The 20,707-nt window shown below is 72.9% G+C and carries 15 protein-coding genes; 12 read left to right on the forward strand and 3 right to left on the reverse strand.

Features of this window, described 5'->3' with window-relative positions:
* Positions 1-29 precede the first annotated feature (29 nt).
* Positions 30-464: a hypothetical protein gene (locus ABD832_RS25980; RefSeq protein ID WP_344899880.1), complete on the forward strand. Its 435-nt coding sequence runs from the start codon at positions 30-32 to the stop codon at positions 462-464.
* Between the two features lie 449 nt (positions 465-913).
* The gene (locus tag ABD832_RS25985; protein WP_344899882.1) at positions 914-3,262 is read left to right on the forward strand and encodes a rhamnogalacturonan lyase; all 2,349 of its coding nucleotides are present in this window, start codon (positions 914-916) and stop codon (positions 3,260-3,262) included.
* 121 nt (positions 3,263-3,383) lie between these two features.
* Here the strand turns inward: ABD832_RS25985 and ABD832_RS25990 are convergent, their stop codons facing one another.
* The gene (locus tag ABD832_RS25990) at positions 3,384-4,727 is read right to left on the reverse strand and encodes a DcrB/PsbP domain-containing protein (protein WP_344899884.1); all 1,344 of its coding nucleotides are present in this window, start codon (positions 4,725-4,727) and stop codon (positions 3,384-3,386) included.
* A 304-nt stretch (positions 4,728-5,031) separates the two neighbouring features.
* On the opposite strand from ABD832_RS25990, the gene ABD832_RS25995 reads away from it, so the two are divergent.
* From ABD832_RS25995 to ABD832_RS26015, 5 genes are all read left to right on the forward strand, one after another.
* On the forward strand, positions 5,032-5,193 hold the full coding sequence (locus ABD832_RS25995) for a hypothetical protein (protein WP_344899886.1): 162 nt from the start codon (positions 5,032-5,034) through the stop codon (positions 5,191-5,193).
* A gap of 245 nt (positions 5,194-5,438) precedes the next feature.
* Positions 5,439-6,446 (forward strand): MvdC/MvdD family ATP grasp protein, encoded by a 1,008-nt coding sequence (locus tag ABD832_RS26000; protein WP_344899888.1) that lies wholly within the window; start codon positions 5,439-5,441, stop codon positions 6,444-6,446.
* The gene (locus ABD832_RS26005; RefSeq protein ID WP_344899890.1) at positions 6,436-7,743 is read left to right on the forward strand and encodes a TIGR04500 family putative peptide maturation system protein; all 1,308 of its coding nucleotides are present in this window, start codon (positions 6,436-6,438) and stop codon (positions 7,741-7,743) included. Before ABD832_RS26000 ends, ABD832_RS26005 begins: the two co-directional genes overlap by 11 nt.
* A gap of 8 nt (positions 7,744-7,751) precedes the next feature.
* Positions 7,752-9,905, forward strand: coding sequence for a peptidase domain-containing ABC transporter (locus tag ABD832_RS26010; RefSeq protein WP_344899892.1), 2,154 nt, complete (start codon positions 7,752-7,754; stop codon positions 9,903-9,905).
* Between the two features lie 109 nt (positions 9,906-10,014).
* Complete coding sequence (locus ABD832_RS26015; RefSeq protein ID WP_344899894.1) at positions 10,015-12,909, forward strand: AfsR/SARP family transcriptional regulator; 2,895 nt, start codon at positions 10,015-10,017, stop codon at positions 12,907-12,909.
* Positions 12,910-13,079: 170 nt separating this feature from the next.
* Here the strand turns inward: ABD832_RS26015 and ABD832_RS26020 are convergent, their stop codons facing one another.
* A complete protein-coding gene (locus ABD832_RS26020; RefSeq protein ID WP_344899896.1) occupies positions 13,080-13,550 on the reverse strand; it encodes a MarR family winged helix-turn-helix transcriptional regulator in 471 nt (156 codons plus the stop codon).
* Positions 13,551-13,625: 75 nt separating this feature from the next.
* Here ABD832_RS26020 and ABD832_RS26025 point away from each other — a divergent pair, with 75 nt between their 5' ends.
* From ABD832_RS26025 to ABD832_RS26040, 4 genes are all read left to right on the forward strand, one after another.
* Positions 13,626-15,836: an MMPL family transporter gene (locus ABD832_RS26025; RefSeq protein WP_344899898.1), complete on the forward strand. Its 2,211-nt coding sequence runs from the start codon at positions 13,626-13,628 to the stop codon at positions 15,834-15,836.
* 230 nt (positions 15,837-16,066) lie between these two features.
* Complete coding sequence (locus ABD832_RS26030; protein WP_344899900.1) at positions 16,067-17,032, forward strand: serine hydrolase domain-containing protein; 966 nt, start codon at positions 16,067-16,069, stop codon at positions 17,030-17,032.
* Between the two features lie 414 nt (positions 17,033-17,446).
* Positions 17,447-17,887, forward strand: coding sequence for a signal protein (locus ABD832_RS26035; protein WP_344899902.1), 441 nt, complete (start codon positions 17,447-17,449; stop codon positions 17,885-17,887).
* Positions 17,888-18,299: 412 nt separating this feature from the next.
* Positions 18,300-19,283: a BtrH N-terminal domain-containing protein gene (locus ABD832_RS26040; RefSeq protein ID WP_344899904.1), complete on the forward strand. Its 984-nt coding sequence runs from the start codon at positions 18,300-18,302 to the stop codon at positions 19,281-19,283.
* Between the two features lie 130 nt (positions 19,284-19,413).
* On the opposite strand, the gene ABD832_RS26045 is transcribed toward ABD832_RS26040, so the two are convergent.
* Positions 19,414-19,878, reverse strand: coding sequence for a hypothetical protein (locus ABD832_RS26045; protein WP_344899906.1), 465 nt, complete (start codon positions 19,876-19,878; stop codon positions 19,414-19,416).
* Between the two features lie 458 nt (positions 19,879-20,336).
* Between ABD832_RS26045 and ABD832_RS26050 the strand changes: the two genes are divergently transcribed.
* Complete coding sequence (locus ABD832_RS26050; protein WP_344899908.1) at positions 20,337-20,696, forward strand: YciI family protein; 360 nt, start codon at positions 20,337-20,339, stop codon at positions 20,694-20,696.
* Positions 20,697-20,707 lie beyond the last annotated feature (11 nt).

The following is a 20,707-nucleotide window of genomic DNA, read 5'->3' on the forward strand; positions in this document are numbered from 1 at the left end:
CAACCCTCAACAGTCACGGGAGCAACCTCATGCACACCCGCACCATCACGACACTGGCCACCCTCGGCCTTCTCGCCGCCCTGACCACCGCGGGCACGGCCACCGCGTCCGCGTCCGTCGCCCCGGCCCCCTGCGCGCAGGAGCATCTCACGTTGCTGAACGCCGAGGACGCCCTCGTCAACGTCGATGCCCGTCCGGAGGTCAGGGCCGCCCACGCCGCCCTGGTGAAGGCCGGTGGCACGGCGAACGTCGAGCAGCTCTCCCAGAGGATGGCCCTGCACGAGCTCGGGATCAAGACGCCGTCGCTCGACCCCACCACGAAGAAGGCGGTGGACGCCTACAACACCGCCCGGACCAGGTACATCCAGGTGCGCGAGGCGACGCTGCAGAAGATCGCGCCTCACCGGCAGAACGCCAGGAACGCGCTCAAGCGCTGCCTCACCACCCACGCCGCCCGAGGCTGAGCGCGTGAGGCGGGCCCTGAACGTGTGACACGGGCCTGAGCGCGTGACACGGGCCGGGGTCCCCGGGATCGGAGATCGGGAGGCGTGCCTCCCGGTGCCCGGGGACCCCGGCCCTTCACGTGCCCGGCACCGGGGATCCGCCCGCTCCCGCCGACGGTCGTCCGGGCCGTGCCGCGCGCATCAGGAAAGCGCTTACCCGATATATCCCGATTAATACTGAAAGTCCATTTATTTGCGGAAGAAAGGGTGAAAAAGCTTCTTGACAAGCATGTAAGGCGCCAATAGCCTCCGCTTTATTATATCGATTTAATCCGTATGGAGACGCGAGTGAACCCCCTGGCGCGCCGATCCTCACGGGTCGGGGCACCGCATCACCCTCCTCACCGATCACGGGTGGTACCGCGGAAGGATCACGTCCCCGAACGGTCCTGACCCAGGGAGCCCCTGACATGAGTCCCCCCGGCGGCATCCGCCGCGCCCTCGTCGCCGCCTCGGCCGCACTGCTCTGCACGATCCCGACCATGATCGGCCACGAGGCCGCCGCCGGGACCGGTCTCGCGACCGGCTCCGACCGGCACGGCGGGGGCGTCCGGCTCGAACGCCTCGACCGGGGACTGGTCGCCGCGGCGACGGGCGAGGGCGTGTTCCTCAGCTGGCGGCTGCTCGGCGACGAGGCGTCCGGGCACGGTCCCACCGGCCTGACCGGCACCGACTTCCGCGTCTACCGGGACGGCAGGGCGATCGCGACGGTCACCGACAGCACCAACCACCTGGACACCGCGGGCACGGGCGGCTCCGAGTACCGGGTGGCCCCGATCGTCCGCGGCAGGGAGGGCCGGCGCAGCGCCCCGGTCGCGCCGTGGTCGGGGGCGTTCCACGACCTGCCGCTGCGAAAGCCCGCGGACGGGGTCACCCCGGCCGGCGAGGCGTACACCTACGCGGCCAACGACATGAGCGTCGGCGACGTCGACGGCGACGGGCGCTACGAGTTCGTCGTCAAGTGGGACCCGTCGAACTCCAAGGACGTCTCCCAGCGCGGGTACACCGGCAACACCTACCTCGACACCTACCGGCTCGACGGCACCCTGCTCTGGCGGCTCGACCTGGGCGTCAACATCCGCTCCGGCGCGCACTACACCCAGTTCCCGGTGTACGACTTCGACGGCGACGGCCGTTCGGAGATGATGGTCAAGACCGCCCCCGGTACGAAGATCATTCGTTATGGCGCCCGCGGCGAGGTGGTCTCCGAGCGCCACGTCACCATGCCCGCCAAGGACGTGAAGGCCGGGTACTCGCACACGGACGACTACCGCCTCAGCGCGGCCGGCTACTTCGACCACCTGGTCGAGACGTTCCTGGGCTGGCACGAGCACCCCGAGGTGGTCGCCGGACGCTGGCCGGCCACGCTGGAGCAGGCCCTCGGCCTCGAACCGGCGTACACCTACCCGCTCTCCCGGCAGGACGCCACGAAGCTCGCCGACCACTTCGTGGACGTGTACGCGCCCGGCCGCAGCGCCAACAACCGATTGCGCGAGTTCGCGGGCTTCGTCATCAGCGGGCCGGAGTACCTGACGGTCTTCGACGGCTCCACCGGCAGGGAACTGCAGACGGTCCGCTACGAGCCGGGACGCGGCGACGACGGGCTGATGTGGGGCGACTACGCGATGAGCCGCATCGAACCGGCCAACCGCGTCGACCGGTTCCTGTCCGCCGTCGCCTACCTCGACGGCAGGCGCCCGCACGCCGTCTTCGCCCGCGGCTACTACACGCGCACCGCACTGGTGGCGTACGCCTGGAACGGCAGGAGGCTCAGCAAGACCTGGTCCGTCGACAGCGGCCACGTGCCGATGGCCAACCCGTTCAACGCCGCGCCGCACGGCAAGGACGGCTCCGATCCGGAGTTCGGCACCATCACCACCCAGGGCTTCCACTCGATGAGCGCGGCCGACGTGGACGGCGACGGCAAGCAGGAGATCGTCTACGGCGCCGCGACCATCGACCACGACGGCGACCTGCTGTACTCCTCGTTCGCCGAGGCACCGCCGCAGAGCAACGTCCCGGGGCAGCGGGTCCGGCTGGGGCACGGGGACGCCATGCACGTCGGCGACCTCGACCCCGACCGTCCCGGCCTGGAGATCTGGACGGTGCACGAGGGCGCGGCGTCGGCGCCGTACGGCTGGGCGATGCGGGACGCCGCCACCGGCGAGGTGCTCTTCGGCGGCTACAGCGGCGTGGACACCGGGCGCGGCATGGTCGGCGACATCGAGCCCGGCGTACGCGGCATGGAGGCGTGGTCCTCGATGCCGCCGAACCAGGCGGTCGAGGCGGGCCTGTGGTCGGCCCGCGGCGAGTACCTGGGCAGGAACACCCCGGGCACGAACATGAGCATCCGCTGGGCGGCCGACCTGACCACCCAGATCGTCAACGGCACCGCGACCACCGTCCTGCAGACCCCGACGATCGACGACCGGAAGCGCGGCAGGCTGCTCACCGCCGAGGGTACGCTGACCAACAACGGCACGAAGGGCAATCCCGCCCTGGTCGCCGACGTCCTGGGCGACTGGCGGGAGGAGCTGCTGGTGCGCACCGCCGACAGCGGTGCCATCCGGTTCCACCTCAGCACCGAGGTGACCGGGCACAAGCTGTACACCCTGATGCACGACCCGCAGTACCGGGTGGAGGTGGCCCGCCAGCAGACGACCTACAACCAGCCGGCGTACCCGGGGTTCTACCTGGCCTCCGACACCGACTGGTCCCGGGTCCCGCTGCCCTCCCGCCGCACCCCCGGGCACGGGTAGACGGCCGGACCGGACCCGGCCTGACCTTCGGGCCGGGCGGGGCGGGGCCGGGCGGGGCGGGGCCGGGCGGGGCGGGGCTGAGGGGCGGTTGGGCACGTGACCCGTGGCCGGGCCGCGTGGCTCACGTCACGGCCCCCGTCCCGGCGAGCGGGCAGACCGGCCGGGTGCGGAGCAGGTAGGAACGGGCGGCCACGGCCAGGGCGACGCCGTACACGGCGAAGGCGCCGAGACCGAACCAGATCACCAGCAGGGCGTCCCCCGGGGTGGGGAAATCTCCCCGGGGGACGGCCACCACACCCGCCGTGCCGAGCACGGCGTAGACGAGTCCGACCATCCCGTAGGGGGCGAGCGAGGCGGCACCGACCAGCGCGGGGGTCAGCGGCAGCCAGCGGGGCACCCGCCTGCCGCGCAGGGCGAACGTCCACCGGGGGAACACCTGCCCCCACGGCCTGACCAGCCCGAGGATGAGGAACACGCCCAGCGCGGCCAGCAGCGCCGTGACGTCGACGCCCCAGCGTTCCAGGGTCAGCATGAGCCCCGAGGCGCCGTTGCGCTCCATCGTCGCCGTCATCTCCGCCCCGCCGACACCGGCGAAGGTGCCGCCCAGCGCCCACGTCGTCTTCATGGCCGCGTACGGCAGGAACGCCGCCGCGCCCAGGTAGGCCGTCAGGCGGACGCGCCGCGAAGCCGGTACGGGCTCCGGCCCGCCCCGCACGACCGGGAGCGCGGCCGGGGACGCGACCGGGGGGACGGCCGGGGACGCGACCGAAGGGCCGGCCGGGAGCGCGGCCGAGGGGACGGCCGGGGACGTGTGCACGGAGCCGCACCGCGGGCAGGTTCCGTACGCGGCCGAGCGGTAGGCACGGGCCGTGGCGACGAGCAGCACCACGCCGATCGCGGCGAGCGCCCGGTTGGCGGTCCCCGTCCAGCTGCCGACGGTCTGCGCGAAGACGAGCGTGATCACGTCCATGAGCAGGCCGAACGCGGCCACGCCGCTCACCGCGCAGAGCCCGGCCAGCGTGGCGAGCACCACCGCCCGGGGGATGCGCGGACCCGGCCGTACCGCGGCCGGGACCGTGATCACCGTCACGGCGGCCACGGCCACGACGACCCAGTTCAGGGCGACCGGCAGCGGTTCGGCGGCACGATGGAAGAGCGCCGACCCGGCCGACGTCGCGACCAGCCCGAACCCCCCGTACACCAGCGCCCAGCCGAGGGTCGCGTACCCCGCCCGGTGCGACGACGTCCGCCGTCCCCCGCCGGGAACCGGCACGCCCGCCGTCCGTGCGTCCCGAGCCGTGATCCGCCCGCCGTCATGGGCCGTGACGCCGCCGTCATGGGCCGTAATCCGGCCGTCGTCCCGAGCCGTGCTCCGGCCGTCGTCGTCGTGGGCCGTGCTCCGGCCGTCGTCCTCCGCCATGGTCGGCCCCCGGGACGGTTCGGCGGCTCGCGGCACGTTCGTCATGTACCGGACGGTAGGCCGGGTCCCCTGTGCCGACGCTGAGACGCACTGAGAGAACTCACAGGCTCCCCGCTGGCGCGTGGTGAGACCGCACCGCACCATGCCGCACCGCACCGCACCATGCCGCACCGCACCATGCCGCACCGCGCACCGTGCCGGGCCACACCGGGCCGCGCTGTGCCGCGCGAGGACCGTCTCAAGTCGGCTCCAGTGCGTTTTCAGAAGAGCTCAAGTCATGATCGCCATTGTCTTCACAGGGCCGTAGAGCACGGTCCTGTACGACCAGATGGGACGTGTCATGAACGACATGCTGAAAATCGACGACCTTCCCGCCGGGGTCTCCCCGCTCACCGGCGACGACCTGGACGTCGTCGCGGGATCGGGCATCAGCGCGGGCATGAAGCCCGGTTCGGGCTACCTCTGCACCGCCCTGAACGACGACGGGACCACCGACTGCAAGATGACCTGATCCCGCGGTGACCCGGCCTCGACGGCCATGACCGGGTCCCGGCGGTAACGGCCGGCCCGGGAACGACCGGCCGACCAGGTACGGCCGGAGACGACCGACCAGGTAGGGCCGGGCACGGCCGACCAGGTAAGGCCGGACACGACCGGCCGATCAGGTAGGGCCGGACCGGCCGTCCGGCCGCCCGGTGAACGACGGGGCCGGTGTCCAAGGGCACCGGCCCCCACCCCACGACGGCGAAGGAGCACGTGACCGTGTTGTTGATCATCAGCAGCGCCCGCGACGACTCGGTTCACGCCGTGCTGCCCGGCCTCCGGGAGCGCGGCGTGCCCCTGCTGTGGTGGGACGAGGCCGACTACCCCGGGGCCTCCACCCTCACCACGAGCCTCGTCGGCGGACACTGGCGGCAGACGCTGACCTACCGGGGCGAGACGTACGACCTGTCGGCGGTGACCGCCGTCTGGGACCGCCGCCCCGGCACACCGTCCGCGCCGGAGGTGCCGGAACCCTCGCAGCGGGCGTTCGCCGAGCACGTGGCCAAGGTGGCGCTCACCGGCGCGTACGACCTCATGGTGGGGGCGCGGTGGATGCCGATACGCCCGCACCGGGGCGCGGCGATCGACAACAAGCTGCTGCACCTGTACCGGGCCGTGGAACTGGGGTTCGACGTGGTGGACACGGTCGTGACGAACGACCCGGACGAGCTCGTCCCGGCGTGGAACCGCGCCGGTGGCCGCCTCATCACCAAGACGCTCGACGCCCGCCCGTTCACGCTGGACGGCGAGCCGCGTCACCTCTACACCACGGTGGTGCCCCGGCGGCGGCTGTCGGGCCGGCACCGGCTCCGGCACGGCCCGGCGATGCTGCAGCCCAACCTGCCGAAGGCGTACGAGCTGCGGGTGACCGTCGTCGGCGAGCGGGTGTTCGCCGCCCGCATCGACTCCCAGGCCTCCCGGCTGACCGCCGTCGACTGGCGGCACTACGACGACCCCAACGTGGGCTACTCCGCCTACGACCTCCCGCCGGACGTCTCGGAACGCTGCGTCCGCCTGGTCGCGGAGCTCGGCCTGAGCTTCGGCGCCCTGGACTTCGTCGTCACGCCCGACGGCCGGTACGTCTTCCTGGAACTCAACATCGGCGGGCAGTGGGCCTTCGTCGAGATGCTGACCGGCCTGCCCATCGGTGACGCGATCGCCGACTGGCTCGCCGACGCCACCGCCCGTCCCCGTCCCGAGGATCCCACCGATGCCCGCTGACCAGAGCACGCCCTCCCTCCGGACCGGCCCCGCACCCACGGGCCCGGCACCCACGTCTCCCGCACCCACCGCTCCCGCACCCACCTCTGTCGCGCCCGTCACCCCCGCACCCACCTCTCCCGCACCCGGCGACCCGCTGCCCACCGCCCCCACGCCCGCCCACGCCACCTCCGCCATCCCCGCCACCCCTGCCCGCACCGCCTTCGCGGCCGATACCGCCTTCGCGACCGGCCTCGCCGACGCGGTCACCCTCCTGCGCTCCCTGCCGACCGCCCGGGACGCCGCGGACGAGGCCCACCGGTCCGTACGGGAATGGGCTGCCCTGCGGCCGTGGCTGCGCGCCCAGCTCGTGGTCGACGAGCCCCCGGGAGCGACCAGGATCGGTCACGACCTGCTCCTCGACCACCCCGAGGGCGGCACCGTCGCGCTGTCGGCCGAGGTGGACGACGGCGTTCCCTGGCTCGTCGACCACTCCACCCACTGGGCCGCGGCCCACGTCCTCAGCGTCGACGGGACCGGCCTCTCGATCACCGCGGCGCTGTCCACCGTCCGCGCGCTCGGCGCCCGCGACCGGCGGCTGCACGAGCGGCTGGTGGACCACCGCATCGTCCTCGACGAGCTGCGGGACGAGCCACCGGCGACCACAGACGAGACGCAGCGGGCCGCCGACGAGTTCCGCAGGCGGCGCGGGCTCACCGGCCGCGCGCAGACGCTGGAGTGGCTCGCCGACACCGGCATGTCCGAGGAGGTGTTCTGGGACCACGTCAGGACGCAGGCGCTCGTCGCCCGGGTCCGCGAGCGCTTCGCCGGAGAACCCGCCCGGCGCCGTCTCGCCGAGCACGCCGGGGACTTCGCCGTACGGCGTGCCGCCTGGGTGACCGGTCCCCGGCCGGACGTGCTGCGCGCCTTCGCCGACGGCCCGGTGACCGGCTTCACGGACCGGGTGACCGCGGCACTGCTGCCCGCGTCCGCGTCCGCGTCCGGGACCGCGGACGGGACCGGGACCGCGGACGGGACCGGACGCCCGGCCCCCCTGGACGTCGGCACCCGGGGGCTGGAGCTGCGGGTCACCGCCGCGATCACCCCCGCGCTGCCCGAACCCCTGCGCGCCGTGCCCGCGGGCACGGCGGTCGGGCCGGTCCCCTACGACGGCGGCCACCTGGCCGGGGTCGTGTACGAGGTCGTCCCGGCCGACCCCGAGGCTCCGGAGGTGCTCGACGCCGCGCGTGACGCGGCCTTCCAGGCCTGGCTGGACGAGCGGCGGCGCACGGCCGACATCAGGTGGTTCTGGCTGTGAGGAGGAGAGTGCCGCTGCGCATGCAGCTCGCCCGCAGCGACTGCGGTGCCGCCTGCCTGTCCATGGTGCTCGGCGGGCTGGGACGACGTACCGGCATGGCGGAGGTGCGCGAGCACCTGGCCGAGGGCGTCGACGGGGCGAGCCTGCGCGACATGATCCAGGCCGGTGCCCGCTTCGGGCTGCGGCTGCGCGCCTGCCGCGCCCCGATGGACACCGTCGCGGGGCTCCCCGCGCCGTTCGTCGCGCTGTGGGAGGACAACCACTTCGTCGTGGTCGAGCACGTCACCCCGCGCGGCGTCCTCGTCCTCGACCCGGCGCGCGGACGGCGGCGGCTGTCCCCGCGGGAGTTCGAGGCCGGATACTCCGGCACGGTCCTGCTCGCCGACGCCCCCGACGGGCTCGTCCCCGCCGTCCGGTCCCGGCCGTGGCGGGTGTTCCGACCGCTGGTGAGGCCCGCGCTGGCGAACCGGGGGCTGATCGTCGCCGTGCTGCTGGCCTCGCTCGGTGCTCAGCTCCTCGGGCTGGCCGTGCCGCTGTTCACCAAGCTCGTGGTGGACCGGCCGGTGGAGGCGGGCGTGACGACGCTCGCGGCTGCGGCCCTGTGCGTCGTCCTCGTGCACGCGCTGCTGTCGTGGACCCGCGCCCGGGTGCTGATCAGGTTGCAGACCTCGGTGGCGGGCGAGGTGATGCGCGGGCTCGTCGGCCACACGCTGGCCCTGCCGTACCGCTTCTTCCAGCGCCGGTCCAGCGGTGACCTGCTGAGCAGGCTCAGCGGGGTGGCGATGCTGCGCGACCTGCTCACCGAACGGTCGCTGACGTTCCTGTTCGACCTGTTCACCGCCGTGTCGTACGTGACCCTGCTCCTGGTGGCCTCGCCCGGGCTGGCGCTGCTGACGCTCGCGGCCGCCGCCGCCCAGGCCACCGTGGTACTGGCCACGGCCCGGCGCGGGATGCACCTGGCCCTGGCCGCGCTGCACACCGGCGCCACCACCCAGTCGATCCTGATCGACGGCCTCACCGGCATCGAGGCGGTCAAGGCCTCCGGCGGCGAGGCGGCCGTCGTCGCCCGCTGGCGCGAGCACCACGACGAGGAGCTGGCCGCAGGGGCGGCCCGCGACCGGCACGTGGCCGGGGTGCAGGCGGTGAGCAACGCCGTGCAGCTGGCGCTCCACCTGGGACTGCTCGTCGCCGTGTTCGCCACCGCCGGCGACGGCGCGACGCTGGGCGACCGGCTCGCCCTGGTCTCCCTGGCCGTCTCGGCGACCACGCCGCTCGCGTCGCTGCTCGGCATCGTGTACCAGCTCCAGCTCGCCGCCGCGCACATCGGGCGGATCGCCGACCTGATGGGCACGGCACCCGAACCGGCGGGCGGTCTCCGGCCGGAGGGCGGGCTGCGCGGCGACATCACCGTCACCGGGCTCACCACCGGCTACGACGCCCGCACGCCGGTGCTGCGGGACGTCTGCCTGCGCATCCCGTCCGGCGCCAGGGTCGCGATCGTCGGCGCGTCCGGGTCGGGCAAGACCACGCTGGGACGCGTGCTGGTCGGGCTGGTGGAACCGGCCGCCGGGCAGGTCCGCTTCGACGGGACACCGCTGGAGGAGCTCGACCGGCAGTGGCTCCGCCGTCAGGTGGGGGTGGTCACCCAGCAGCCGCACCTGTTCGCCGGCACCATCGGGGACAACATCACCGGCTTCTCCGGGCCGGGTGGCCAGGAGACCGAGCACGCCGCCCGCATGGCCGAGATCCACGACGAGATCATGCGGCTCCCCCAGGGCTACGGCACCGACATCGGCGAGGGGGGCTCGCGCCTGTCCGGCGGGCAGCGCCAGCGGCTCGCCCTGGCCCGCGCGCTCTTCCGCCGCCCGCGGATCCTGCTGCTGGACGAGCCGACCGCCAGCCTGGACGCGGTCACCGAGGAGCGCATCCGCCGCAACCTGCTCGACCTCGGGCAGACGCAGGTGATCATCGCCCACCGGTTGTCGACCGTCCAGGACGCCGACCTGATCGTCGTGCTCGACCGCGGCCGGGTGGTCGAGACCGGCACCCACCGGTGGCTGATGGCCCGCGACGGCCACTACGCCGACCTGGTCCGCCACCAGCACCGGACAGCCGACGCCGACATGGAACCGGTCCCCGCCGACTCGCCGCTCCCGCGGTAGAGGGCGGCTCACCACCGGCGACATCGTTTTGCCTTTATAACCCTCTGAGGTATAAAAGCGACAGGCCGATATTCGGACGACGCTGACGGCAGAGGGAAACGGGTCACGGGTGAGCGCTGAACCGGCCGGACTCGACTTCTCCGTCCTGGGCCCGCTCACCGTGTCCCGCCGGGGGGAACGGCTCGTCCTCGGCGGCCCCCGCGTCAAGGCCCTGGTCGCGACCCTGCTCATCGCGCAGGGCAAGATGATCACGACCGACCGCATCGTCGACGCGATCTGGGGGGAGCAGGCCCCCGACAGCGGCCTGGCCACCCTCTACACGTACGTCACCAAGCTGAGGAAGGTCCTGGAACCGGACCGGCCCCCGCGCTCGGCCACGGGCCTGCTGGTCCGCCAGGGACCGGGCTACGCCCTGCGCGTCAGGCCGGAGTCGGTGGACTCCGAGCGCTTCGTCGCCCTGGCCGAGCGCGGCGCGCGACTCCTGGACGACGACCCGCCGGCCGCCGCGGAGACCCTCGCGACCGCGCTCGGACTGTGGCGCGGGCCCGCGTACGCCGACCTCGGCGACACCGACGTGGCGAGCGCCGAGATCGCCCGGCTGGAGAACGCCCGGCTGGCCGCCCGCCAGGACCACGCGGCGGCCCTGCTGGCGATGGGCACGGCCGTCCAGGCGGTGGGCGAGCTGGAGGCGCTGGTGCGCGAGCATCCGCTGGCCGAGCGGTCCTGGGAACTGCTCGCGCTCGCCCTGTACCGCAACGGGCGGCAGGGGGAGTCCCTGGCCGCCCTGCGCACGGCGCGCGAGCGGCTGAGCGAGGACCTCGGCGTGGACCCCGGCCCCTCGCTGCGCGCCATGGAGACGGCGCTGCTCCGGCAGGACCCCGCCCTGGACCGGCGGGCTCCCAAGGAGACGGCGCGGCTCGCCGAACCGGAGCAGCGGCCGGGCCGCCCGAGACTGCCGGCGCCGCTGACCCGCCTCGTGGGACGCGACGCCGCCGTGAACACGGTCACGGACCTGCTCGCCGCGAACCGGCTGGTGACGATCACCGGCCTGGGCGGCACCGGCAAGAGCCGCACGGCCCTGGAGGTCGCCCGGCGACACGCGGACGGGGACGCCGACGGAGACGTGGACGGCCCGTGGCTGGTCCTCCTCGCGGACGTGACCGACGCGGGGCTGCTGCCGGCCACGATCGGCGCGGCGATGGGCGTCGCCATCACGGGCAGCGCCGACCATCTCGCCGCCTCGATCGGCGACCGGGACACGCTGCTGGTCCTCGACAACTGCGAGCACCTGATCGACGCGGTCGCCCCGCTGGCGGAGACGCTGCTGTCCCGCTGCCCCGGCCTGCGGCTGCTCGCCACGAGCCGGGAGCCGCTGGCCGTCGCGGGAGAGACCACCTGGGACCTGCCGCCGCTCGACCCCGACGGGGCGGCCGTCGAGCTCTTCGTCGAACGCTCCCTCGCCGTCCGCCCCGGTCAGCGCCCCCGGCACGACGAGCGGAAGATCATCGCGAGGATCTGCCGGGAGCTGGACGGCCTCCCCCTGGCCATCGAGCTCGCGGCGGCCCAGACGCGGGTCCTGTCCCTGGAGCAGATCGCCGACGGGCTCGGCGACCGGTTCGCGCTGCTGACCACCGGCTCCCGTACCGCTCCGGAGCGCCACCGGAGCCTGGAGGCGGCCATCGCCTCCAGCGTGCGCCTGCTCACCCCGGCCGAGGCGGAGCTGCTCGGCTGCCTGAGCCTGTTCGAGGGCGGGTTCGACCTGGAGGCGGCCGAACGGGTGGCGGGACCCCCGGCGGTGCTGCACAGGCTGAGCGGTCTCGTCGCCAAGTCGCTGGTCACCGTGGACGGCGCCACCCTGCCCCGGCGCTACCGGATGCTGGAGACCATCCGGCAGTACGCCCTGCGCACCCTGCCCGCCGGCGAGCGTGCCCGGTGGGCCGACCGCCACCTCGCCTGGGCGGTGGAACTGGCCGAGACGGCCGGACGGCGCCTGCGCACCTTCGACGGCGCGCTGTGGACGCGCAGGCTCCGGAACGAGCAGGCGAACACGCGGGCCGCCCTCCGCCATGCCCTGGCCGAAGGCGACGGGGACGCCGCGCTGCGCGTCGCCGGCGCGCTGTCGTGGTTCTGGTACCGCAACGGCGACGTGCACGAGGGCATCGCGCGGCTGTCCGAGGCCCTCGACCTCGCGGACGCGGGCCACCCCGGACGGGGACAGGCGCTGATCGGCCGGGCGATGCTCCGCTACCTGGCGGGCGACCCGTTCACCGGGAACGACGACGTCGAACTGGCGCTACGGGAGGCCGAGACGTCCGGCGACGTCGAGGTCCTGGCCCGCGGCCTGCCGTACCGGGCGTTCTTCCTCCAGCTCAGCGGCGACCCGGGCCAGGCCCAGCTCGCGCTCGCCGAGGGCTGGAAGCACGTGCAGGCGACCGGGCTGTCCTGGGTCGAGGCCGAGCTGACGATGGTCCGCGGGCAGATCACCAGGGTGGCGGGCGATCCGCTGCTCGCCACCGAGCAGCTCACGCAGGCCTCCGCCCTGGCCGAGTCCTGCGGCCACGACTGGGCGTACTGCTCCTCGGCCTGGATCGGCGCCAAGGTCGCCATGGACCTGGGCGACGCCGACAGGGCGGTGCAGCAGATGGCCCGCATGGTCGTGCACCTCGACCGCGTGCAGGACGTGACCTCCTGGCTGGCCTGCGCCCACGTGCTCGCCGGGGCCCTCGGCATGGCGGGCCGGGCCGTGGACGGCGCGGTGCTCCTGGGCGCGGTCTCGGCCATCGGCTCCCGGGTCGGTTACTCCCCCGAGCTGATGGACCCGCTGGACGGCCCCCGCAACGTGGCCGCCGTGCGCTCCACCCTCTCGCCGGAGGCGTACGACGAGGCGACGGCCATGGGCGCCAGCCTGACGAACGACGACGTCACCGCGATGGCGCGCCGCCTCGTCGCGACCGCCCCGGGCGACCGCGCCCGGCGGACCTCACTGCGCCACGAGCGTTCCTGAGCCTCAAGGCACGCACGCGCCGGGACCACGCGGCCGGAAGGCACGCGCCGGGTGCGCGCGATCCGGGAGCACGCGTCGATGCGCGCGGGGGCACGCGGGGGCACGCGTCGGTGCGCGCGGGGGCACGCGTCGGTACGCGTGATCAGCGGAAGCGCGCCGGGTGCGCGTGATCAGGAGGGGCGCGGCGTGGCGCGCAGCAGGTCGAGTTCCTCGTTCATCGCGTCGAGGAAGGCGGCCGCGGTGCGCAGCTCGTCCGGGCTGAAGCGCCGCAGCGCGTTGTCCGTGCCGCGGCCGAGCGGGCGGAAGAAGGCCGCGGCGAACTCCTTGGCCGCGTCGAGGTAGTGCAGGTGGATCACGCGCCGGTCGTGCACGTCGCGGACCCGGCGGATGTGCCCGGCCCGCTCCAGCCTGTCCAGGCACGCGGTGACCGCGCCCGAGGTCAGGTTCAGCTCCTGCCGTAGCCGGCTCGGGGTGATCGGCGACGGGGAGTCGAAGATCGTGACGAGGGCCTGGACGTCGGTGATGTGCAGGCCGTGCTCGTGGGCGAACTCGTGGGCGATGCGGTTGAACTCGGTGTTCATCCGGCGCAGCCGTACCGCGAAGGAGTGCAGGTCGATGCCTTCCCCGCTGTCGCCGGTCATGAGGCCATGCTACATTAACTCAATCATTGGCTATCTCAATCATTGAGTTATATGGCGTCACGGAAGGACGGTCTCATGGCGCGGCGATCGATCCGCCTGCTCGTCCCGGCACTGCTGGTGCTGGTCTGGCTGGCCGTCGGCGGGGGTCTCGGCCCGTTCGCCGGCAGGCTCGCCGAGGTGTCCACCGACGACCAGGCCGCGTTCCTGCCCCAGAGCGCGGAGTCGACGCGCGTGCTGGAGACGCAGGAGCGCTTCCGCGAGGGCACCACACAGCCGCTCATCGTGGTGTGGACGGCGGAGGGGAACGTCACCCCCGGGCAGACCACCGAGGCGACCCGGGCGCTCGCCTCGCTGCGCGGGACGGCGGGCGTCGTGGGGACGCCCACGCCCGCCATCGGGTCCGACGACGGCCGGGCGTTGCAGGGCGTGGTCCAGCTCAGCCCCGACCTCGGCGACTCGCTCGAACAGACCCTGGACCGGATCGGCTCGGCGGTGGCGGTCGACGGCCTGCAGGCCAGGCTCGCGGGACCGGCGGCCACCCGGGCCGACCTGTCCGACGCCTTCGCCGGGATCGACGGCCTGCTGCTCGGGGTGGCGCTGATCACCGTGCTGGTCATCCTGCTGGCGGTGTACCGGAGCGTGCTGCTGCCCCTGATCATCATCGCCGGTGCGGTCTTCGCCCTGGGCCTGGCGTGCGCCCTGGTGTACGTCCTGGCCGACCGCGACATCGTCCGGGTCGACGGCCAGGTGCAGGGCATCCTGTTCATCCTGGTCATCGGCGCGGCCACCGACTACGCGTTGCTGCTGACCGCCCGCTTCCGGGAGGAGCTGGCCGCGACCGGCGACCGTGTCGCCGCGGGCCGCGTCGCGCTGCGGCGCTCGTTCGAACCGATCGTCGCCAGCGCCGCCACGGTGGCCCTGGCCCTGCTCGCGCTGCTGCTCAGCGGCCTGACCAACAACCGCGCGCTCGGCCCGGTGGGCGCCATCGGCATCGTGTGCGCCGCCCTCAGCGCCCTCACCTTCCTGCCCGCCGCGCTCGTCCTGCTGGGCCGCGCCGCCCTGTGGCCGACGAAGCCGCACCCGGCCGACCTCCCGGCCGGCTTCTCCACGGACCACCCGGACGGCCCCTCGGTGGAGCACCCGGACGACCGCTCTGCGGAGCACCCGGACGGCTCCCCTGCGGCCCACCGGGCCGGTCGATCGGCCGGGAGCGGGGTCCGCGGGATCTGGGGCCGGGTGGCCGGCCTGGTCGACCGCCATCCGCGCCGGCTCTGGATCGCGACCGTCCTGCCCCTGATCGGCCTCGCCCTCTTCGCACCGCAGCTGAACGCCGCGGGCGTACCGCTGGACGAGACCTTCGTGAACGACGCGCCGTCGGTGGCGGCGCAGGCGGCGCTGAGCGAGCACTTCCCCGGAGGCTCCGGACAGCCCGCGGTCATCGTCGTCCCGGCCGGGCGCGCCACGGCCGTACGGGAGGCGGCCCGCGGCGTCGAGGGCGTGTCCGACGCGTCGGTGGTGAGCCGGAGCGGACGCCCGGGCGACTCCCCCAAGGTCGTCGGCGGCCTCGCGCTGGTGGAGGCGACGCTGAAGGACGCGCCGGACGGCGACGCCGCCCAGGACACGGTCAGGCGGCTGCGCACCGCGCTCTCCGCCGAGAACGGCGTCCTGGTCGGCGGGTACAGCGCCCAGCGGTACGACACGACCGAGACCGCGGAGAAGGACACGCTGCTCATCGTCCCGGTCGTGCTGGCGATCATCCTGCTCATCCTGATCGTCCTGCTGCGCTCGCTGGTGACGCCCGTGCTCCTGGTGGTCACCGTGGCGCTGAACTTCCTGGCCACCCTCGGCGTCTCCACCCTGGTCTTCACGCACCTGTTCGGCTTCACCGGCGTCGACGCGTCCGTGCCGCTGTACGGCTTCGTCTTCCTGGTCGCGCTGGGGGTGGACTACAACATCTTCCTCATGTCCAGGGTGCGCGAGGAGACCGCGCGTCACGGGGCGCGGCAGGGCGTGCTGCGCGGGCTGGTCACCACCGGCGGAGTGATCACCTCTGCGGGCGTCGTGCTCGCCGCCACCTTCGCCGCGCTGGTGGTGATCCCGCTGGCCTTCCTCGCCCAGATCGCCTTCATCGTGGCCTTCGGCGTCCTGCTCGACACCCTGGTGGTGCGGTCCCTGCTGGTACCGGCACTGGTCCGGGACCTGGGCCCCCGCGCCTGGTGGCCCGGCCGCCTGAGCCGTACCGGGACACGGCAGGAGTCCAGGGAACCGGCCGGGGTGTCGCGATGACCCCCGGTCATGGACGCCGTCCCCTCCGGAGAACCGGCTTCCAGGGACGCCGTCCCGTCCGGTGAACCCACCGCCCTGGACGCCGTCCCCGGAACCGGGGAACCGGCTCTCGTGACACCGTCCCGCCCGGTGAACCGCCCTGGACGCCGTCCCCCGGAAGGCGTCCAGGGCGGACATCTCGCCCCCTCGACCGCTGGCGGACGGAGGGCGGCGGACGGTAGAACGAGATCATGGACAGTCGCACGCTCACCGACCGCCTCGCCCGCGCCGTCGAACAGGACCGGGTGCCCGGCCTGCACGCCGTCGTCGTCGCCCACCGCGGCGAGGTGGTCCTGGAGCACTACGGCGAGGGCGAGGACTTCAGGCTCGGCGAGCCGCTCGGCCACGTGCGCTTCACCCCGGACACCCTCCACGACGTCCGCTCGGTCTCCAAGAGTGTCGTCGGTCTCCTGTACGGCGTCGCCCTGGCCGACGGCCACGTACCCGAGCCGCGCGAGCCGCTGCTCCGGCACTTCCCCGAGTACCCGGACCTCGCCGAGGACCCCCGGCGCGCCGCACTGACGGTCGAGCACGCGCTCACGATGACCCTCGGCCTGGAGTGGGACGAGAACGTCCCCTACACGAGCCCGGCCAACGACGAGCTCGCGATGGAGCTCGCCCCCGACCGCTACCGCTACGTCCTGGAACGGCCGATCGTGGACGAGCCCGGCGTCCGCCGCTCCTACTGCGGGGGCGCCACGGCGCTGCTGGCGCGGCTCATCGAGAAGGGCACGGGGTCGGCGCTGGCGGACTACGCCCGCGACAGGCTGTTCGAGCCGCTGGGGATCACGCGCTTCGCGTGGACGACCGGCACGGACGGGACGGCCATCGCCGCGGCCGGTCTGCGACTGACCCCCCGCGGCCTCCTGGCGATCGGAGGGCTCGTCCTCGACGGAGGCAGGGACGTCGTACCCGCATCCTGGCTGGCGGCGGCACTGCGTCCGCGCGTACGACGCGACGAGAACTCCTCCTACGGCTACCACTGGTACACCGGTGAGGGATGGGTGGGTGCGTTCGGCAACGGCGGCCAGCGGATCCACGTGGCGCCCCCGCTGGACCTCGTGGTCGCCATCACCGCCGGAGAGTACGACCACCCCGACCAGCGGACCGCCCGGGCCGTGCTCGACGAGGTGATCCTCCCGGGAATCGAGCGCTGAACCACCCCGGCACCCCCGCTGCACACCGCCGTACCCTTGCGAAGCCCCCGACCGTGAGCCTGGACGCGGCGATCGCCGCCCTGTCCTTCTCAACCTCAACGGGAAAAGGAGAACGAAGAACGCCAGGGGTGGACCAGGAGGAATATCGACAGGGCGTCGTTCACCTGTCTCACGCTCACCGCCAGTCGGACAAGGGCCGACGCCCGCCGGGCCTATGATTTCCGAATGCCCTCTAAATCCGTCATATCGCTTCTACTGACCGCCGGTCTCCTCACCGGCTGCGGGGTGGCTCAAAAGAGCGGCGCTGACGGAGCTAAAACGATCACTTCTCCCACACCTGTCGCCTCGTCGGCGGAGACGATCCAGGGACGCTGGTGGACCTGGGCGGCCTCGGAGAGCGAGAGCACGAACCCCGTGGCGGACACCACCGGAAGGTTTTGCGGCCGGAACCAGCCAGAGGACGTGTGGTTCCTCGCCGGAACCTTCGGCGGCACCGTACGGCGGACCTGCACGGTTCCCACGGGGCGACCGGTGGTGTTCCCGCTGGTGAACCAACAGGCCAACTCCAAGGCGGTGTGCAACGAGTTCATGACCACCGCCGAAGGCAGGGCCACCCTCGACGGCGAGCCGGTCACGCCCGAACGGATCGAGGACGACAACGTCGCCGTGACCGGCGTGGCGGGCAACCCGCTGACCGGCGAAAAGGGAACGACCACCTCCTACGCCTGCGGTCTCTGGGTGCGTCTCCAGCCGCTGCGGCCCGGTCGCCATACGCTGACCATCCGCGGATCCTCCGGTGATTTCCGCACAGGCGTCGACTACACGCTCATCGCCCGAACCGGGCAGCAGGCTTGAACGCACCCTGAGATGCCTGCGGCTCGTTTCGAGATGAGCGACGAGCCGTCGGGGAAGACCTGAGCGTGATCTGCAAGCCGTTCTGCCGGGGCGGACTCCCGCGGACGGCCGGCGGTGGCCGCCATCCCACCTCGCCCGGTCGATCGGCAGCGGAACGTGGTCGTGGCCCGGCTCATCAAGCCGGGCGCGAGCCTGCCGCGCGGTCCGGTCCTGTGCCGCGAGCCCCCGGTGACGGAATCCGAGGCCTTCAATGGCCCTTCGACGGCTCCTCGCCGGGTGGGTCCGGCCCGGCTGGACTCTCCCACCGTGGGAGACCCCATGCTGTCTCCAGCGGTCCTCGGCGGTTGATCATGCAGGTGTCAGGGGCGAGGACGGTGTGACCATCCGCGCGTCGGCCCGAGGAGAGCGGCACATGACCATCGTGAAGGACGTCGAGGCCCGTGGCACGCACCACTGCGAGACCACGGCGCTGGGGGTGCTGCTACGGCACGAGGGACTCGATCTGTCCGAACCCATGCTGTTCGGGCTGGGCTCGGGCCTGTCCTTCGTCTACTGGGACCGCAAGGACATGCCGCTCCCCTTCATCGGAGGCCGCGTCAAGCCCTTCGACCTCACCAGGAACCTGGCCGCCAGGCTGGGGCTGACGTTGACGGTCGAGGAGACCACCTCATCGCGCAGGGCGTGGGAGAACGTGGCCGCCCCCATCGACGCCGGCCGGCCGGTCGGCCTTCAGCTCGACTGCTACCACCTGGACTACTTCCGCTCCAAGGTGCACTTCGGCGGCCATGTCGTCGCCATGTACGGCTACGACGAGCACGACGCCTACCTCGTGGACACCGAGCAGCAGGGAGGGGCCGTGCGCACCACCCTGGCCGGTCTCGCCATGGCACGCGCCGAACGCGGCCCGATGACCGCCAGGAACCGATCCTTCACCGTCACCCTGCCGGCCCGCCCGCCCTCCTGGCAGGACCGGATCATCCCCGCCGTCAAGGACTGCGCCGACGCCTTCCTCGCCGCTCCCATCGCGAACCTGGGCCACCGCGGCATCGAGAAGGCCGCCGAGCTGGTGCCCGGATGGCTGCTGCGCGCCGGCGAGCCGCGACAGGACCTGCCGCAGGCCGCTCTCCTCATGGAGAGGGGCGGCACCGGCGGCGCCCTGTTCCGCGTCCTCTACCGTGACTTCCTCGACGAGTGCACCCGGCTGATCGACGACGACGGCCTCCGCACCGGTCACAGGCTCTACACCGAGGCCGCCACCCTGTGGACGGACGTGTCCGCCCTGATCGAGAAGGCCGGGGAGAGCGGCGACGCGGAGTACCTCACGCGGGCCGGCGTCATCCTCCGCGATCTCTCACGCATCGAGAGGGAGGCCATGCAGGTGCTGCGCCGGTTGTAGGCCGCAGGACGACCGTGGCCGAGGGCCGTGAGCCGGTCCGTACGGGACGGCGCCGGCCGGTGGAGGTGCCGACGCCTCCACCGGTTCGTCGTCGAACACGGCGCGTGCCCCATCTCCGAGGAGACCGGGATCAGAAGGAGTCGCGGTGGTAGGTGCCCCAGTCGAAGTCGCCGGAGCGGCCCTCGCCGATGCGGACACGGAAGCCGTCGAAGCCGCCCTTGGCGCTGTAGCTGAACTTCCACTCGCGGTGGCCGCCGGTGCTGAAGCGGCGGTTGTGCCAGCCACGGTCGTCGTGGTGGGAGAAGTCGATGAAGGTGTTCTCCCGGTCGCGGTCGCGGTCCCAGGTCTTGATGTCGAAGTGGTAGCGGCCGTTGGAGTAGTACCAGTAACCCTTGTAGTAGGAGCGCTCGCCGCGCGACTCGTCACCGCCGAAGCCGGAGTAGCCGGAGAACCAGTGCTTGGTGTACTGCGCCTGGGCGGCCGAAGCCGTACCGGCCGTGGCGGTGGTGGCGGCCTGGGCGGGGGCGGCGGCGACACCGGTGGCCAGCGCGCCGGCCAGAGCCGTGCCGACAAGGATGCTGCGAAGCTTGCGCATGAGGGATTTCCTTCGGGTGAGCGATCCGTGCTGTCCGCGCCCGGTGCGCTTTCTCGGTGCTGCGCGTTCCGGACAGCACCGACATTAGGCAGGAGAGAAGCCCCGTTCTGCGTACAAACGCACACACAAGGGCGAGCGTGCACTACGACACAAACGGCCCCGCTCTTCCCATGAGCGACACCCCCCACGACCGGACGCCCTCCGGCGAGGCCGAAAGTCCCCACACGATCGTCCAGGACCCGCCGGCGTCTTCCAGACCCGGCCGGGCACGTGCGCGCCGGAAATACCAAGGGACCCGAACGGTACGTCCACGCCGAATCCAGCCTGATATGTCCGTTCTCGGCCTGGAGCCGTAGGCCGTCGGAACTTCGGGAAGGAATCCGGCGGATCCTGTCGAGGACCGGTGCCCGCCGTTCGTCACACGGACGAAGCATCCCTTCCATCCATGAGGAGCGACGATGAAGTACGCGATGCTGATCTGCGGTGACGACCGCGAGTGGGCCACGCTGTCCCCGGCCGGCGAGGAGGACGTGATGAAGCAGGTCTACGCCTGGTTCGAGCGGTGGCAGCCGACCGGCAAGATCATCGACGGTGGTGCCGAGCTGCAGCCCCGGCAGACGGCGAAGACGGTGCGCGCCGACGGGGACGGCCGGCCGGTGATCACCGACGGGCCGTACCTGGAACTCAAGGAGGTCATCGGCGCGATCGTCCTGCTGGAGTGCGACGACGTCGACGAGGCCACGCGGATCGCGGCCACCTGGCCGTTCGGCGCCGGGATGAGCGCACTGGAGGTCCGCCCGGTGATGAGCCACGAGTAGCGGTGCGGCGG

Source organism: Streptosporangium longisporum (assembly GCF_039534895.1).
Taxonomy (GTDB): Bacteria; Actinomycetota; Actinomycetes; order Streptosporangiales; family Streptosporangiaceae; genus Streptosporangium; species Streptosporangium longisporum.

Excerpts from the sequence above, each read along its gene's own strand:
- ABD832_RS26030 (WP_344899900.1), top strand. The coding sequence starts at position 16,067 with ATGGACAGTCGCACGCTCACCGACCGCCTCGCCCGCGCCGTCGAACAG.
- ABD832_RS25985 (WP_344899882.1), top strand. The coding sequence starts at position 914 with ATGAGTCCCCCCGGCGGCATCCGCCGCGCCCTCGTCGCCGCCTCGGCC.
- ABD832_RS25980 (WP_344899880.1), top strand. The coding sequence starts at position 30 with ATGCACACCCGCACCATCACGACACTGGCCACCCTCGGCCTTCTCGCC.
- ABD832_RS25995 (WP_344899886.1), top strand. The coding sequence starts at position 5,032 with ATGCTGAAAATCGACGACCTTCCCGCCGGGGTCTCCCCGCTCACCGGC.
- ABD832_RS26050 (WP_344899908.1), top strand. The coding sequence starts at position 20,337 with ATGAAGTACGCGATGCTGATCTGCGGTGACGACCGCGAGTGGGCCACG.
- ABD832_RS25990 (WP_344899884.1), bottom strand. The coding sequence starts at position 4,727 with ATGACGAACGTGCCGCGAGCCGCCGAACCGTCCCGGGGGCCGACCATG.
- ABD832_RS26020 (WP_344899896.1), bottom strand. The coding sequence starts at position 13,550 with ATGACCGGCGACAGCGGGGAAGGCATCGACCTGCACTCCTTCGCGGTA.
- ABD832_RS26040 (WP_344899904.1), top strand. The coding sequence starts at position 18,300 with ATGACCATCGTGAAGGACGTCGAGGCCCGTGGCACGCACCACTGCGAG.
- ABD832_RS26045 (WP_344899906.1), bottom strand. The coding sequence starts at position 19,878 with ATGCGCAAGCTTCGCAGCATCCTTGTCGGCACGGCTCTGGCCGGCGCG.
- ABD832_RS26025 (WP_344899898.1), top strand. The coding sequence starts at position 13,626 with ATGGCGCGGCGATCGATCCGCCTGCTCGTCCCGGCACTGCTGGTGCTG.
- ABD832_RS26005 (WP_344899890.1), top strand. The coding sequence starts at position 6,436 with ATGCCCGCTGACCAGAGCACGCCCTCCCTCCGGACCGGCCCCGCACCC.